Raw genomic sequence first — 13,683 nt, forward strand, 5'->3', positions numbered from 1 at the left:
ATCTTGTTCAAGCTTCGTCGACGACGCCGTTGCGCAAGGAGCCGATGCCTTCGGCCGCGACCTCGATGACGTCGCCCGGTTTGAGGTAGCGCGGCGGTTCGAACCGCGCGCCGGCCCCGGTCGGCGTTCCCGTCACGATGACGTCGCCGGGGACGAGCGTTGCGAAGGTCGAGATATAGCTGATGAGATAGCGGAACGGAAACATCAGCCGGCTGGTACGGTCGTCCTGCCTGAGCTCGCCATTGACATGCGTGGTGAGGCGGATGTCCGCGATCTGTGCTTCCCTGGTGTAAGGCACCAGCCACGGGCCGAGACTGCCGCTGGAATCAAAGTTCTTGCCTTGCGTGACGTTGAATTTCGCGTGGCGCAGCCAGTCGCGCACCGAGCCTTCGTTGCAGAGCGTCAGTGCCGCAATGTGATCGAGCGCGGCGCTCTCGGCGATGTGCCGGCCTTGCTTGCCGATCACCAGCACGATTTCGCCCTCATAGTCGAGCTGGTGCGAGGCGCGCGGGCGCACCAGCGGCGTTTCATGGCCGACGAAGGAGCGTGGGCTCCGCATGAACATGCTCGGATATTTCGGCGCCTCCTGGCCGTCCTTGTACTCGGCGTTGCGGTCGGGATAGTTGACGCCGATGCAGATGATCTTTTCCGGCGCGGGGACGGGCGGCAGCCAGGTGATCTCGTTGAGCGCGTGAACCGGCGTGCGGCCAGCGGCTTCTTCGGCGAGGCTCACGAGCTTCCCGGCCGCGATCACCTCGCGGAGCGTCGGATAATCCTTGGCATAGCGCGCGGAGAGATCGACGATGCCGCCCTCGAGGACGGCGCCATAGCGCGTTTCACCCTTGACGGAATAGGTGGCGAGGCGAGGGAGTTTCATCAGTCAGCCACCAGCACGTCGGCCACGAATTTCGGCTCGCGCACGGCCTGGCCGGTGAACGGCGAGCCCTGCTCGAACCATGACCGCGGCGCCGGTGCGCCCCACAGCGTCTGGCGGCGCGGGTCGCGCAGCGACCAGCGCAGCGGCTCGTGGTCGTGATCGCCGGTGAAATAATCGCTGGTGTAGAGCTCGAGGCGGTGGCCGTCAGGATCGCGCACGTAGAGGAAGAACGCGTTCGAGATGCCGTGGCGTCCCGGGCCGCGCTCGATGTTCTTCACAAAACCTTGCGAGGCCATGACGTCGCAGAGATGGATGATGTTCATCGCCGTCGGCGTCCAGTAGGCGAAATGGTGCAGGCGAGGGCCCTTGCCATTGGTCATCGCGAAATCGTGGACGTTGCCCTTGCGATGCATCCAGGCCGCGGCGATGCGCCCGTTGGGCCCGTCCTCCTCGGCATATTCGGTGAGGCGGAAGCCGAGCCGTGCGTAGAAATCGACGGTGTCCTGCACCTCGGCGGCGAAGACGTTGAAATGGTCGAGCCGCTGCGGGTGGCAGCCGCGGTAGAGGTCGTAGCGGCGGAGCAGATGCGGCCGCCGCTCCATCGACGCATAGAGCTCGATCTGGAAGCCGAAGGGATCGGTGAACTGAAGGGTGCGGCCCTGGAAGGGCTGGTCGGCGAAGGCGTAAGCGAGGCCGTTCTCCGAGAGGAAGGCGGCGGCCTTGTCGAGATCCTTCTCGTTGCCGACCTTGAAGCCGAGCCGGGCGCAGGCCGGTGCGGCTGCTTTCCGCAGCACCAGCGAGTGATGCTGGTGCTCCTCCGCCGCGCGCAGGTACACGACGCTGTCGTGGGCGTCCTCGACATGCAGGCCGACGGTGGTCTCGTAGAACTCGCGGCTCAGCTTCAGATCGGTGACGTCGAGCACGACGTGGCTGGAACGGATGATGTTGAACGGCGGCTCGAAGACGTGTTGCGGTACGGGCATTGGCTTTCCCCTCGGTCCTGTCATTCCGGGGTGGCTCGAAGAGCCGAGCCCGGAATCTATCGCGCAGCAAAGTTGGTGGATGAACGGATTCCGGGCTCGTGCTGCGCACGCCCCGGAATGACCATTTCCTAAGTTCCCAGCTTCTGAATCTTGTGCGTGCCCCGCGCCAGCGAGACGTGCTTGGTTTCCATGTAGAAGTCGAACGAGTAGTCGCCGCCGTCGCGGCCGATGCCGGAGGCCTTCATGCCGCCGAACGGCGTCGGCAGATGGCGGACATTTTCCGAATTCACCCAGATCATGCCGGCCTCCAGCGCATCGGCGACACGCAGCGCGCGGCCGACGTCGTTGGTCCAGACATAGCCGGTGAGGCCATAGCGGATGTCGTTGGCGATCTCGATCGCGTCGTTCTCGTCCTTGAACGGCAGCACGGTGAGGAAGGGGCCGAACACCTCCTCCTGCGCCACGCGCATCTTGCCGTGCGCGCCGGTCACCAGCGTCGGCTCGACATAGTGTCCGCCGCCGGGACCGTCATGGGCCTTGCCGCCGACCGCAATAACGGCGCCGTCCTGCCGGGCGACGTCGAAATAGGAGCAGACTTTTGCCAGGTGCCGCTCGTGGATTAGCGGGCCGATCTCGGTGGCGGGATCGAGGGGATGGCCGACCTTCAGCGTCTTCACCCGCGCGGTCAGCTTCTCCACGAATTTCTCCGCGATGCTCTGCTGGACCAGCAGGCGGCTCGACGAGGTGCAGCGCTCGCCGTTGAGCGAGTAGATCATGAACACGACGGCATCGAGCGCGCGGTCGAGATCGGCATCGTCGAACACGATCACGGGGTTCTTGCCGCCGAGCTCGAAATGCACGCGCTTCAGGGTCGGCGCACCCTGAACCATGATCGCCGAGCCCGTCGCGCTCTCGCCGACGAAGCCGATCGCCTTGATGGCGGGATGCTCGGTCAGCGCCTTTCCGGCCTCTTCGCCAAAGCCGTGCACGGTGTTGAGCACGCCGTCGGGCACGCCCGCTTCCTTGACCAGCCTTGCCAGAATGGACGCCGTCACCGGCGACCATTCGGCCGGCTTGTGCACGACCGTGCAGCCGGCCGCGAGGGCAGGGGCGATCTTCCAGGTCGAGAGCATGAACGGCGTGTTCCAAGGCGTGATCACGCCGACCGGGCCGATCGGCACGCGTGTCGAGATGTTCCAGTGCTCGTCGCTCGGCGTGTTGAGGCCGTCGCGCGCCTCGGCGCATTTGTCGGCGAAGAAGCGGAAGTTCTCGGCGGCGCGGATCGCGGCCTTGGCCATGAAGCGATAGGCTTGTCCCGTGTCGATGCATTCGAGCACGGCGATGTCGTCGGCGTTGTCCTCGATCGCGTCAGCCACACGATGCAGCAGCTTGCGCCGCATCGCCGGGCCCATGTCGCGCCAGGATTTGAAGGCGAGCGCCGCGGCCGTTGCCGCCGCGTCGATGTCCTCGGCATTGCCGCGGGCGACGCTGGCGAGCACCGCGCCATCGACCGGCGACCTGGTCTCGAAGGTCTCGCCGGAGATCGAGGCGACGGTCTTGCCGTCGATCATGTGGCCGATGCCGTCGGCACGCATAGTCGTCAGCAGCGGCGCGACGCGGTCGCGGTTGGCCTGGAATACGTCGGCTTTCGGAGTGGGCTTATCCATGGGCGGCCTCCACTTTCAGGGCGTCGTGGATGTTGTTGCGCTTCCAGCTCGTGTCCTTGTCGTTGATCTGCATGTCGAACGACAGAGCGAACTTGCTGGCGGCGAAGACGGGATCGAGATGTCTTGAAAGCGCCTGGAAGACGTGCTCGCCGGCCTTCTGGCGCGTAGCAAGGTCGCGGCCCTCGCCAATGCGCAAGACCATGTCGAGAAAGCCGTAGTCCTGCCGCGCATCTGCAATCGCGTAATGCTCGCACCTGACGGCGCGGACGCGGATGCCGCCGAGCGGGAAGATGCCGGTCTCCACGGCCGCCTTGCGCACGACCTCGCACACAGTGCCGATGTCGAGGCGGCCATCGAGATTGGCCGAATATTCGATCGTGAAATGCGGCATCGCGGTTTCACTCCCTGTCTTCTTGTCGTCTTAAGCGAAGTAGCAGCTCACCGAGCCATAGGCGCCATAGTCAGCCTGGATTGTGTCGCCCTTGCGGGTCTCGATTGGACGGATGAAGGAGCCGGCGAGCACGACCTGGCCCGGCTCCAGCGCCAGCCCAAGCGGCGCGATCTTGTTGGCAAGCCACGCCACGGCGGTCGCGGGATGATTGAGCACGCCGGCTGCAAGGCCGGTCTCTTCGAGCTGGCCGTTCTTGAAGCAGAGCGCACCGATCCAGCGCAGATCGGCGTCCAGCGGACGGATCGGCCGGCCGCCAAGCACGATGCCGGCATTCGCCGCATTGTTGGCGATGGTGTCGAAAATTTGCGCGTCGCCTTGGTTTTGGGATCGACGCGCTCGATCCGCGTATCCAAAATCTCCAGCGCCGGCACCACGAAAGTCGGTGGCATTGAGCACGTCGAACATGGTGCAGTCGGGGCCGGCGAGCCGCTTGCTCATGACGAAGGCGAGCTCGGCCTCGACGCGCGTCGCGATGAAGCGCCCGGTCGGAACGAGGCCGCCATCGGCGAAGAACATGTCGTCGAGCAGAACGCCGGAGTCCGGCTCGTCGATACTGAGCGCGCTCTGCATCGCCTTGGAGGTCAGCCCGATCTTGTGGCCCTTGACGATGCGCCCCTCCGCGATCTTGACGTCGACCCAGGCCTTCTGAATCGCGTAGGCATCGGCGATGCTGATCTCTGGGAAATCCTGCGAGAGCTGGCGGATCTGCGTGCGGGTCTTCTCCGCCTGGTGCAGACGCCTCGCGCAAGCCTGCATATCGTCGTTGGAAAGCGCCATCCGTGATCTTACAAATCGTGGTGCCCGGAGATGCTTAACATGTTAAGTGAATGCGTCAAACAGAATCTGGGTTTGCTGCACTGCAAACGTTATGCGGTTTGAAAGGGCGCCATGAGCAAGAGACCGGCCGATCCTGCGAACGGAAGCGCGCCTGCTGCGCGGCAAGTGCCGATGCGCGACTTCTCGCGCTCGCTGCCGATGTCGCTGCTCAGGGCGCGCGAGGCAGTGATGCGGCAGTTCCGTCCCTCGCTGCGCGAGCACGGCCTGACCGAGCAACAATGGCGCATCCTGCGCGCGCTCGCCGCCATCGAGGCCGCCGAGGTCACGGAACTCGCGCGCACTGCGTTTCTGCTCGGACCGAGCCTGTCGCGTATCCTGCGCGATCTCGAGGCGCGCAATCTGATCGAGCGCAAGACGGCGAAGGCGGACCAGCGCCGTAGCATGGTCTCGATCTCGAAGGAGGGCGTGAAGCTGATGGCCGCCGTGGCGCCGACGTCGGAGGCGATCTACGCGGAAATCACCAGCCGGTTCGGCGCCCGCAAACTCGCCGAATTGCAGGAGATGCTCGGCGAGCTCGAACAGAGTCTTGCGGAGCTCGGCGCCGGCAACGAGGCAAGTGCCGAGGAGTGACAGCAGATATGCGCTCCGGCGAGGCAACTGTCATGGACATGGCCGCATTTTTTCGCTCAAAGTGCCGCCCAGGCCGATCGCTCGAAAGTCGGCGCCGGGACGGATGACGCCCCCTGCCGGATGACATCTTGCGTCATTGCGAACGTAGCGCGGGGATCGACTTCGCGGTAATAACGGCATCGCCTTGTCGCGGCGCTCGTCATGGTGACGACGGTCAAACAACAAAGAAGGAAGGCAACGTGGCGAACAAAGTCAAAGAGATCTGGAAGTCGGGCAAGGCCGTGGTCAATGCGTGGCTGGCAATTCCCTCCGGCTTCTCGGCCGAGATGGTCGCGCAATGCGGCTTCGACAGCGTCACGGTCGACATGCAGCACGGCGTGCAGGACTATCTCTCGATGGTGCAGTGCTTTCAGGCCATGGACAAGCACCCCGTGACCCCGATGGTCCGCGTGCCCTGGAACGAGCCCGGCATCATCGGCAAGGTGCTCGACGGCGGCGCCTATGGCGTGATCTGCCCGATGGTCAACACGCCGCAGGAAGCCAGCAACCTCGTCTCCTATGCGAAATATCCGCCGAAGGGCGTGCGCTCCAACGGCCCGATCCGCGCCGGCATGTACGGCACCGCCGGCTCCTATCAGAAGACGGCCAACGACGAGATCGTGCTGCTGCCGATGATGGAGACGAAGACCGCGGTCGAGAACATGGAAGCGATCCTCGACGTCGAAGGCATCGACGGCGTCTATATCGGGCCGTCCGATCTCGGCTTCTCCTACGGACTCGAGCCCAAGCTCGACCGTAGCGAGCCCGAGATCCTCGCCATTTACGAGAAGATCATCAAGGAATGCGGCAAGCGCGGCCTCAATCCCGGCATTCATTGCAGCGGCGCCGAGGGCGCCGCACGTGCCATCAACATGGGCTTCAAGCTGGTGACGCTCTCGAACGAGGTCGGCCTGATGACGACCTATGCCAAGATGCAGGTCAACGCGACCCGCAAGGATTCGGCCGGCAAGGCCTGAGCTCTCTCCTTTCCCTCTCCCTGCTCTTGCTGGGAGAGGGAAAGGGTGAGGGGCCTCTCTCAACACGAATCGAACTCGCATGTGGATCGCACCCGACGATGCTTCGCATCGCCAGCCATCCGCCCTCTCCCCGCAAGAACGGGCAGAGGTGAAGTAAGAGACCCAAGGAGATACCCATGACCATCAGCCCCGTCATCCGCCTGCATCCCGATGATGGCGTGGTGATCGCGCGCGCGAGCCTGCCGCCGGGAACGGTGGTGGCCAACGGCGTGACCACGGTCGATCGCATTCCTTCCGGCCACAAGGTGGCGATCAAGCCGATCGCCGTCGGCGAGCCCGTGATCCGCTACGGCCAGATCATCGGCTTTGCGACCATTCCGATCGCGCCGGGCCAGCACGTGCACGTGCAGAACTGCGGCATGGGCGACTTCGCCAAGGACTACGCCTATTGCGCCGACGTCAAGCCGACGCCGAATTTCGATCTGCCGGCGACCTTCGAAGGCATCCGCCGCCCGGACGGCCGCGTCGCCACGCGCAACTATATCGGCATCCTCACCTCGGTGAATTGCAGCGCGCATGTCGCAAGCCTCGTCGCCGACGTCTTCAAGAAGAATCCCTTTACCGGCGACAATCCGCTGGCCGATTTCCCCAACGTCGACGGCGTGGTCGCGCTGACCCACAAGACCGGCTGTGGCATGACGCAGAACGAGCCGCTGGCATTGCTCCGCCGCACCCTCGGCGGCTATGCGCGGCACGTCAATTTCTCCCACGTCATCGTGCTCGGCCTCGGCTGCGAGGTGAACCAGATCGGCGGGCTGATGGAAGAGCAGAAGCTCGCGGGACGCCTGCGCGCGATGGACATCCAGGAGGTCGGCGGCACCCGCAAGACGGTGGAAGCAGGCATCGCCTTCGTGCGCGAGGCGCTCACTGACGCCAACAAGGTCAAGCGCGAGACGGTGCCGGCGAGCGAGCTCACCGTAGCGCTGCAATGCGGCGGCTCGGACGGCTATTCCGGCGTGTCGGCCAATCCGGCACTTGGAGCCGCCAGCGATCTCGTCGTCCGCCACGGCGGCACCGTGATCCTGTCGGAGACGCCGGAGACCTATGGCGCCGAGCATCTCTTGACGCGTCGCGCCGTCAGCCGCGAGGTCGGTGAGAAGCTGGTCGACCTCATGCGCTGGTGGGACGAGTACACGAGGCGCGAAGGCGCCGAGATGAACGCCAATCCGAGCCCCGGCAACAAGGCCGGCGGCCTCACCACCATCCTGGAAAAGTCGCTCGGCGCGATGGCCAAGGCCGGCACCACCAATCTCGTCGAGGTGCTGCGCTACGCCGAGCCGGTGAGCAAGCGCGGCTTCGTCTTCATGGACACGCCCGGCTACGATCCCGTCGCCGCAACCGGGCAGGTCGCCGGCGGCGCCAACCTCGTCTGCTTCACCACCGGCCGCGGCAGCGTGTTCGGCTGCAAGCCCGCGCCCTCGATCAAGCTCGCCACCAACACGCCCATGTACAAGCGCATGGAAGAGGACATGGACGTCAATTGCGGCACCATCCTCGAAGGCGAAGAGAGCGTCGAGCAATGCGGCCAGCGCATCTTCGAACTCATCCTCAAGACCGCCTCGGGCCAGCCGACCAAGAGCGAAAGCTTCGACTTCGGCGGCGCCGAGTTCGCACCCTGGGTGCTGGGCGCGACGATGTGACGGTGCTGATGCACCTCGCTGCCGAAATGACAGACGCGGACACCTACGTAGTCATACGTAGGTGTCATATGATCGCAGGAGTTCCTGCGGTCACTCGGGATTAAGATTTCGCGCCGTAATCGTGAGGCGATGCGGGCGACTCCTTCGAGGGCGCTGCCCTTCGACAGGATTCGTCAATGATGACGCGTGCGATACGGCCGAGTGGCGTGGAAAATCTCCTCGGTGAGGAGGAGCTGATCGTGTCCAAGACCGATCTCAAGGGCCGCATCACCTACGCCAACGACGTCTTCATGCGCATGGCGAAATACTCTTACGCCGAGCTGATGGGCGCGCCCCACAGCCTGATCCGCCATCCCGACATGCCGCGCGCGGTGTTCAAGCTGCTCTGGGATACGCTGCAGTCCAAGCAGGAGATATTCGCCTACGTCGTCAATCTGGCGAAGGACGGCAGCCATTACTGGGTGTTCGCCCACGTCACGCCGACCTTCGACGAGCGCGGCAACATCGTCGGCTATCACTCCAACCGCCGCAAGCCCGATCCGGCGCAGGTCGACCGCATCAAGCCGATCTAAAAGACGCTGTGTGCGGAAGAAGCGCGACATGCCAATGCCAAGGACGGCATGCATGCCAGCTTCGAGGCCATGGTCGGACTGCTCGAGCAACAGGGTGTCGGTTACGATGAATTTGTGCTCTCTCTCTAAGGCGCAGGGAGCGACCGCGCTCGCGTGTGTTCTTGCCGTCGTTGCGTTCGGACTTTCGCTGCTCGGTGTGACCGGTATAGCCAATGCCGTCTTGCTCGGCACGACCGTCGTGCTGCTCGGCTATGCGGTCTGGTGCCAGCATCGCATGGCCGCGGCCGTCGATGAGGTCGCCGATGTCTGCCGCAAGGCCGCGCATGGCGATCTCGAGGCGCGCATTCTCAGCGAGCTGCAGGCCGGGCGGATCGGGTCCATCCAGAAATCCGTCAACGATATGCTCGACATCACCGATGCCTTCCAGCGCGAAGCCTCGGCATCGATGGACTATGCCAGCCGCGGCAAGCATTTCCGCAAGATCCTTGCACGCGGATTGCCGGGCTCGTTCCGCCGTTCAGCCAACGTCATCAATTCCGGCACCGACAGCCTCGGCCGCAGAGTCGTCGAGATCGCCGGCCTCGCAAAGCAGTTCGGCACGCATCTCGACGGCGTCGCCGGGACGCTGATGGGCGCAGCGACCGATCTCGAATCCGACGCCCACCAGATGGCAGCGGCAGCCGACAAGACCAGCCGGCAGACCTCCGGCGTGCTCAGCGCGTCCGACCAGGCTTCGCGCAACGTTGCCACCGTCGCCAGCGCGGCGGAGCAGTTGGCATCCTCGATCGCCGAGATCGGCCGCCAGGTGGCCGGCTCGACCACGAGCACGGGGCGGGCGGTAAACGAAGCCAATCGCGCCGGCAGCGAGATCCGTAACCTGGCAGACGCGGCGATGCGGATCGGCGACGTCGTCAAGCTGATCAGCGAGATCGCCTCGCAGACCAACCTGCTCGCGCTCAACGCCACCATCGAGGCGGCGCGCGCGGGCGAGGCCGGCCGCGGCTTTGCGGTGGTGGCCTCCGAAGTCAAGAGCCTCGCCAACCAGACCGCGAGGGCCACTGAGGAGATCAGCGCCAAGGTCGGCGAGATGCAGCAATCGACCACCAATTCGGTCGCGGCCGTGGAGGCCATCGCGCAGACCATCACCGAGATCAACGGCATCACCGCCTCGATCGCGACTTCGATCGAGCAGCAAGGCCTTGCCACCCGCGAGATCGCGCGCAACGTCCAGGAAGCCTCGGCCGGCACCTCCGAGGTGTCCTCCAACGTCACAGGCATCAGCGAAGCCGCCGCCGACACCGGCCGCGTCGCCACCCGCGTCAACAGCGCCTCCGAGCGCGTCCACGGCGAAGTCGAGACGCTAAGGCGCGAAGTGACGCAGTTCTTGCAGCGGCTGACCTCGGCGGCGTAGGGATTTTTGCCAAGAGTACGCTGCGAACCCTCTCCCCTTGTGGGAGAGGGTGGCTTGGCGAAGCGAAGCCGGCTGAGAGGTCTCTATCCTTTCGAATAGTCTTGCGGCCGGAGAGAACCCCTCATCCGGCGCTTCGCGCCACCTTCTCCCACAAGGGGAGAAGGGAAGAGCAGCCTCGCCGGCGCGGCCGGATGACAACCCACCAGCACCCGGCCCGCACCTTGCATAGGCACCCTCTGCCCGTTGTTAGTGCTTGATCGCATTGACGTCAGGTGTTCTGCTCAAAAAAGCTGCTGGAGCACCGCACCCCGTGTCGATCTACGTCGCATTACACCACGTCACGCACTACAAATACGACCGCCCGATCGATCTGGGACCGCAGACCATCCGCCTGCGGCCGGCGCCGCACACGCGTACGCCGATCCTGAGCTATTCGCTCAAGGTCACCCCGGCCAACCACTTCGTGAACTGGCAGCAGGACCCGCAAGGCAACTGGCTCGCGCGCTACGTCTTTCCGGAGAAGACCACCGAGCTGAAATTCGAGGTCGACTTCACGGCGCAGATGACCGTGGTCAACCCGTTCGACTTCTTCGTCGAGCCCTATGCCGACAGCTTTCCGTTCGACTATCCGAAGGACCTGAAGACCGAGCTCGCGCCGTATCTCGAAACCCTCAAGCCCGAGCCCGAATTCGCGAAATACCTCGCCTCGATCCCGCGCGAAGCGCCGAACACCGTCAACTTCCTGGTCGAGCTCAATCGCGAACTGCAGAAGAAGATCCGCTACATCATCCGCATGGAGCCGGGCGTGCAGACGCCGGAGGAGACGCTGACCTCCTGCGCCGGTTCATGCCGCGACTCCGCCTGGCTGCTGATCCAGACGCTGCGTCATCTCGGGCTCGCCGCGCGCTTCGTCTCCGGCTACCTGATCCAGATCCGTCCCGACATCGATCCGATCGAGGGGCCGCCGGAAGTCGAGAACGACTTCACCGATCTGCATGCCTGGGCCGAGGTCTATCTGCCCGGCGCGGGCTGGATCGGGTTCGACGCCACCTCCGGCATGCTCGCCGGCGAGGGGCACATCCCGGTCGCCGCCACGCCGCATTATCGCTCGGCCGCGCCGATCTCCGGCGGCGCCGGGTTTGCCGAGGTCGAGTTCGCCTTCGACATGAGCGTGAAGCGCATCCGCGAGGCGCCGCGCATCACAAAACCGTTCTCCGATGAATCCTGGGCGCGGCTCAACGATCTCGGCGAGCAGGTCGACGGCGATCTCGCCGCGCAGGACGTGCGGCTCACCATGGGCGGCGAGCCGACCTTCGTCTCGGTCGACGATCTCGAAGCGGGCGAGTGGAATACGGAAGCCGTCGGCCCCACCAAGCGCACGCTCGCCGACGACCTGATCCGCCGCCTGCGCGCGCGCTTTGCACCCGGCGGCCTGCTGCATTACGGCCAGGGCAAATGGTATCCGGGCGAGAGCCTGCCGCGCTGGGCCTTCGGACTCTACTGGCGCAAGGACGGCGTGCCGATCTGGAAGAACGCCGATCTCATCGCCAAGATCGCCAACCCGCGGCGGCCCGAGGTCAGGGACGCCGAGGCCTTCATGGAGGGCACCGCCGCGCGGCTTGGGCTCGATCTCGGCTACATCATGCCGGCCTATGAGGATCCAGTCTATTGGCTGCAGAAGGAAGCCGACCTTCCGATCAATGTCGATCCGACGGACTCGAAGCTGTCTGACCCCGAAGCGCGCGCGCGGATGGCGCGGGTGTTCGACCAGGGCCTGACCACGCCGCGCGGCTTCGTGCTGCCGATCCAGCGCTGGAATGCGCCGCCGCGCTGGCGCAGCGAGCGCTGGCCGCTCCGGCGCAATCATCTGTTCCTGACGCCGGGCGATTCACCGCTCGGCCTGCGCCTGCCGATGGGCTCGCTCGGCCACGTCCCGCCGAACCAGTATCCCTACATCGTCGAGCAGGATCCAATGGAGCCGCGCGGCAAGCTGCCGGTGTTCACCCGCATGGCGCGTCCGCCGTCGCCGCCGCGCACGTCCCATGAATATCTCAACACGGCGATTCCCGTCCGCACCGCGATGGCGGTGGAAATCCGCGACGGCGTGATCTGCGCCTTCATGCCGCCTGTCGAGCGCATCGAGGATTATCTCGAGCTGATCTCGGCGCTGGAAGACACCGCGGAGGAGATGCAGCTCTCCGTTCATGTCGAAGGCTATCCGCCGCCGTTCGATCCGCGCATCGAGGTCATCAAGGTCACGCCCGATCCTGGTGTCATCGAGATCAACATCCAGCCGGCCAAGAGCTGGCGCGATGCGGTCGAAATCACCTCCGGCCTCTACGAGGACGCCGCCAAGGTGCGCCTCGGCGCCAACCGCTTCCTGGTCGACGGCCGCCACACCGGCACCGGCGGCGGCAACCACGTCGTGGTCGGCGGCTCGAGCCCGCAGGACTCGCCGTTCCTGCGCCGGCCGGATCTATTGAAGAGTCTGGTCCTGTACTGGCAGCGCCATCCGTCGCTGTCGTACTTCTTCTCCGGCCTCTTCATCGGCCCGACCAGCCAGGCGCCGCGCATCGACGAAGCGCGTCACGACAGCATCTACGAGCTCGAGATCGCGCTCTCGCACGTGCCGCCGCCCGGCTATCAGACGCCGCTGTGGCTGGTGGACCGGCTGTTCCGGCATCTGCTCGTCGACATCACCGGCAACACCCACCGCGCCGAGATCTGCATCGACAAGCTCTATTCGCCGGAAGGGCCTACGGGGCGGCTCGGACTGGTCGAATTCCGCGCGCTAGAGATGCCGCCGGATCCGCGCATGTCGTTGGCGCAGCAGCTCCTGATCCGCGCACTGATCGCCAAATTCTGGCGCGAGCCGCAACAGGGCAAGTTCGTGCGCTGGGGCACCGCGCTGCACGACCGCTTCATGCTGCCGCATTTCATCTGGGAAGATTTTCAGGACGTGCTCTCCGAGCTCAAGCAGTTCGGCTATCCGTTCGAGCCGGAATGGTATCTGGCCCAGCTCGAATTCCGCTTCCCCGCCTTCGGCCGCGTCCATCATGGCGGGGTGACGCTGGAATTGCGCCAGGCGCTGGAGCCCTGGCACGTGCTCGGCGAGGAGGGCTCGGCCGGCGGCACCGTGCGCTATGTGGACTCCTCGGTCGAGCGGCTCCAGGTCAAGGCGGAAGGCTTCGTCGAGGGCCGCCATGTCGTCACCTGCAACGGCCGTCGCCTGCCGATGACCTCGACCGGCCGCTCGGCCGAGGCCGTGGCCGGCGTCCGCTTCAAGGCCTGGCAGCCGGCCTCCGGCCTGCACCCGACCATTCCTGTCCATGCGCCGCTGACCTTTGATCTCATCGACACCTGGAACGGCCGCTCGCTCGGCGGCTGCGTCTACCACGTCGCCCATCCCGGCGGACGCAACTACGACACCAAGCCGGTCAACACCTACGAGGCCGAGGCGCGGCGGCTGGCGCGCTTCCAGGACCACGGTCACACCCCGGGGCCGATGCAGCCGCCGCCCGAGGAACGCACAAATGAATTTCCGCTGACCCTCGACTTGCGGACCCCGCTCCTGCAATGAGTATGAGGGTGGGAAAGGG

Annotated in this window: 10 protein-coding genes and 1 pseudogene; 6 read left to right on the forward strand and 5 right to left on the reverse strand. The window is 65.2% G+C overall.

Going from position 1 to position 13,683, the window contains the following annotated elements:
* Positions 1-7: 7 nt before the first annotated feature.
* From ACNJYB_RS12385 to hpaH, 5 genes are all read right to left on the reverse strand, one after another.
* Complete coding sequence (locus tag ACNJYB_RS12385) at positions 8-877, reverse strand: fumarylacetoacetate hydrolase family protein (RefSeq protein WP_439374218.1); 870 nt, start codon at positions 875-877, stop codon at positions 8-10.
* Entirely contained in the window at positions 877-1,860 is a 984-nt protein-coding gene (hpaD, locus tag ACNJYB_RS12390) for a 3,4-dihydroxyphenylacetate 2,3-dioxygenase (RefSeq protein WP_439374219.1), read from the reverse strand. The genes ACNJYB_RS12385 and hpaD overlap by 1 nt, the downstream gene beginning before the upstream one ends.
* Positions 1,861-1,988: 128 nt before the next feature.
* Positions 1,989-3,527: a 5-carboxymethyl-2-hydroxymuconate semialdehyde dehydrogenase gene (hpaE, locus tag ACNJYB_RS12395; RefSeq protein WP_439374220.1), complete on the reverse strand. Its 1,539-nt coding sequence runs from the start codon at positions 3,525-3,527 to the stop codon at positions 1,989-1,991.
* Positions 3,520-3,918, reverse strand: coding sequence for a 5-carboxymethyl-2-hydroxymuconate Delta-isomerase (locus tag ACNJYB_RS12400; protein ID WP_439374221.1), 399 nt, complete (start codon positions 3,916-3,918; stop codon positions 3,520-3,522). The genes hpaE and ACNJYB_RS12400 overlap by 8 nt, the downstream gene beginning before the upstream one ends.
* A gap of 30 nt (positions 3,919-3,948) precedes the next feature.
* A complete protein-coding gene (gene hpaH, locus ACNJYB_RS12405) occupies positions 3,949-4,755 on the reverse strand; it encodes a 2-oxo-hept-4-ene-1,7-dioate hydratase (RefSeq protein WP_439374222.1) in 807 nt (268 codons plus the stop codon).
* Between the two features lie 111 nt (positions 4,756-4,866).
* Between hpaH and hpaR the strand changes: the two genes are divergently transcribed.
* The 6 genes and pseudogenes from hpaR (at position 4,867) to ACNJYB_RS12435 (ending at position 13,664) form a co-directional block, all read left to right on the forward strand.
* Positions 4,867-5,385, forward strand: coding sequence for a homoprotocatechuate degradation operon regulator HpaR (gene hpaR, locus ACNJYB_RS12410; protein ID WP_439374223.1), 519 nt, complete (start codon positions 4,867-4,869; stop codon positions 5,383-5,385).
* 239 nt (positions 5,386-5,624) lie between these two features.
* Positions 5,625-6,401 (forward strand): HpcH/HpaI aldolase family protein, encoded by a 777-nt coding sequence (locus ACNJYB_RS12415; protein WP_439374224.1) that lies wholly within the window; start codon positions 5,625-5,627, stop codon positions 6,399-6,401.
* A gap of 176 nt (positions 6,402-6,577) precedes the next feature.
* A complete protein-coding gene (locus tag ACNJYB_RS12420) occupies positions 6,578-8,101 on the forward strand; it encodes a UxaA family hydrolase (protein ID WP_439374225.1) in 1,524 nt (507 codons plus the stop codon).
* 179 nt (positions 8,102-8,280) lie between these two features.
* Positions 8,281-8,802, forward strand: a pseudogene (locus ACNJYB_RS12425) (PAS domain-containing protein).
* The gene (locus ACNJYB_RS12430) at positions 8,780-10,084 is read left to right on the forward strand and encodes a methyl-accepting chemotaxis protein (RefSeq protein WP_439374226.1); all 1,305 of its coding nucleotides are present in this window, start codon (positions 8,780-8,782) and stop codon (positions 10,082-10,084) included. Before ACNJYB_RS12425 ends, ACNJYB_RS12430 begins: the two are co-directional and overlap by 23 nt.
* Before the next feature lie 310 nt (positions 10,085-10,394).
* The gene (locus ACNJYB_RS12435; protein WP_439374227.1) at positions 10,395-13,664 is read left to right on the forward strand and encodes a DUF2126 domain-containing protein; all 3,270 of its coding nucleotides are present in this window, start codon (positions 10,395-10,397) and stop codon (positions 13,662-13,664) included.
* Positions 13,665-13,683 lie beyond the last annotated feature (19 nt).

The organism is Bradyrhizobium sp. SMVTL-02, from assembly GCF_051853005.1.
In the GTDB taxonomy this organism is placed as follows: domain Bacteria; phylum Pseudomonadota; class Alphaproteobacteria; order Rhizobiales; family Xanthobacteraceae; genus Bradyrhizobium.

Coding starts and splice junctions, on each gene's coding strand:
- hpaD (WP_439374219.1), bottom strand. CDS start 1,860: ATGCCCGTACCGCAACACGTCTTCGAGCCGCCGTTCAACATCATCCGT.
- ACNJYB_RS12400 (WP_439374221.1), bottom strand. CDS start 3,918: ATGCCGCATTTCACGATCGAATATTCGGCCAATCTCGATGGCCGCCTC.
- hpaH (WP_439374222.1), bottom strand. CDS start 4,755: ATGGCGCTTTCCAACGACGATATGCAGGCTTGCGCGAGGCGTCTGCAC.
- hpaR (WP_439374223.1), top strand. CDS start 4,867: ATGAGCAAGAGACCGGCCGATCCTGCGAACGGAAGCGCGCCTGCTGCG.
- ACNJYB_RS12430 (WP_439374226.1), top strand. CDS start 8,780: ATGAATTTGTGCTCTCTCTCTAAGGCGCAGGGAGCGACCGCGCTCGCG.
- hpaE (WP_439374220.1), bottom strand. CDS start 3,527: ATGGATAAGCCCACTCCGAAAGCCGACGTATTCCAGGCCAACCGCGAC.
- ACNJYB_RS12420 (WP_439374225.1), top strand. CDS start 6,578: ATGACCATCAGCCCCGTCATCCGCCTGCATCCCGATGATGGCGTGGTG.
- ACNJYB_RS12385 (WP_439374218.1), bottom strand. CDS start 877: ATGAAACTCCCTCGCCTCGCCACCTATTCCGTCAAGGGTGAAACGCGC.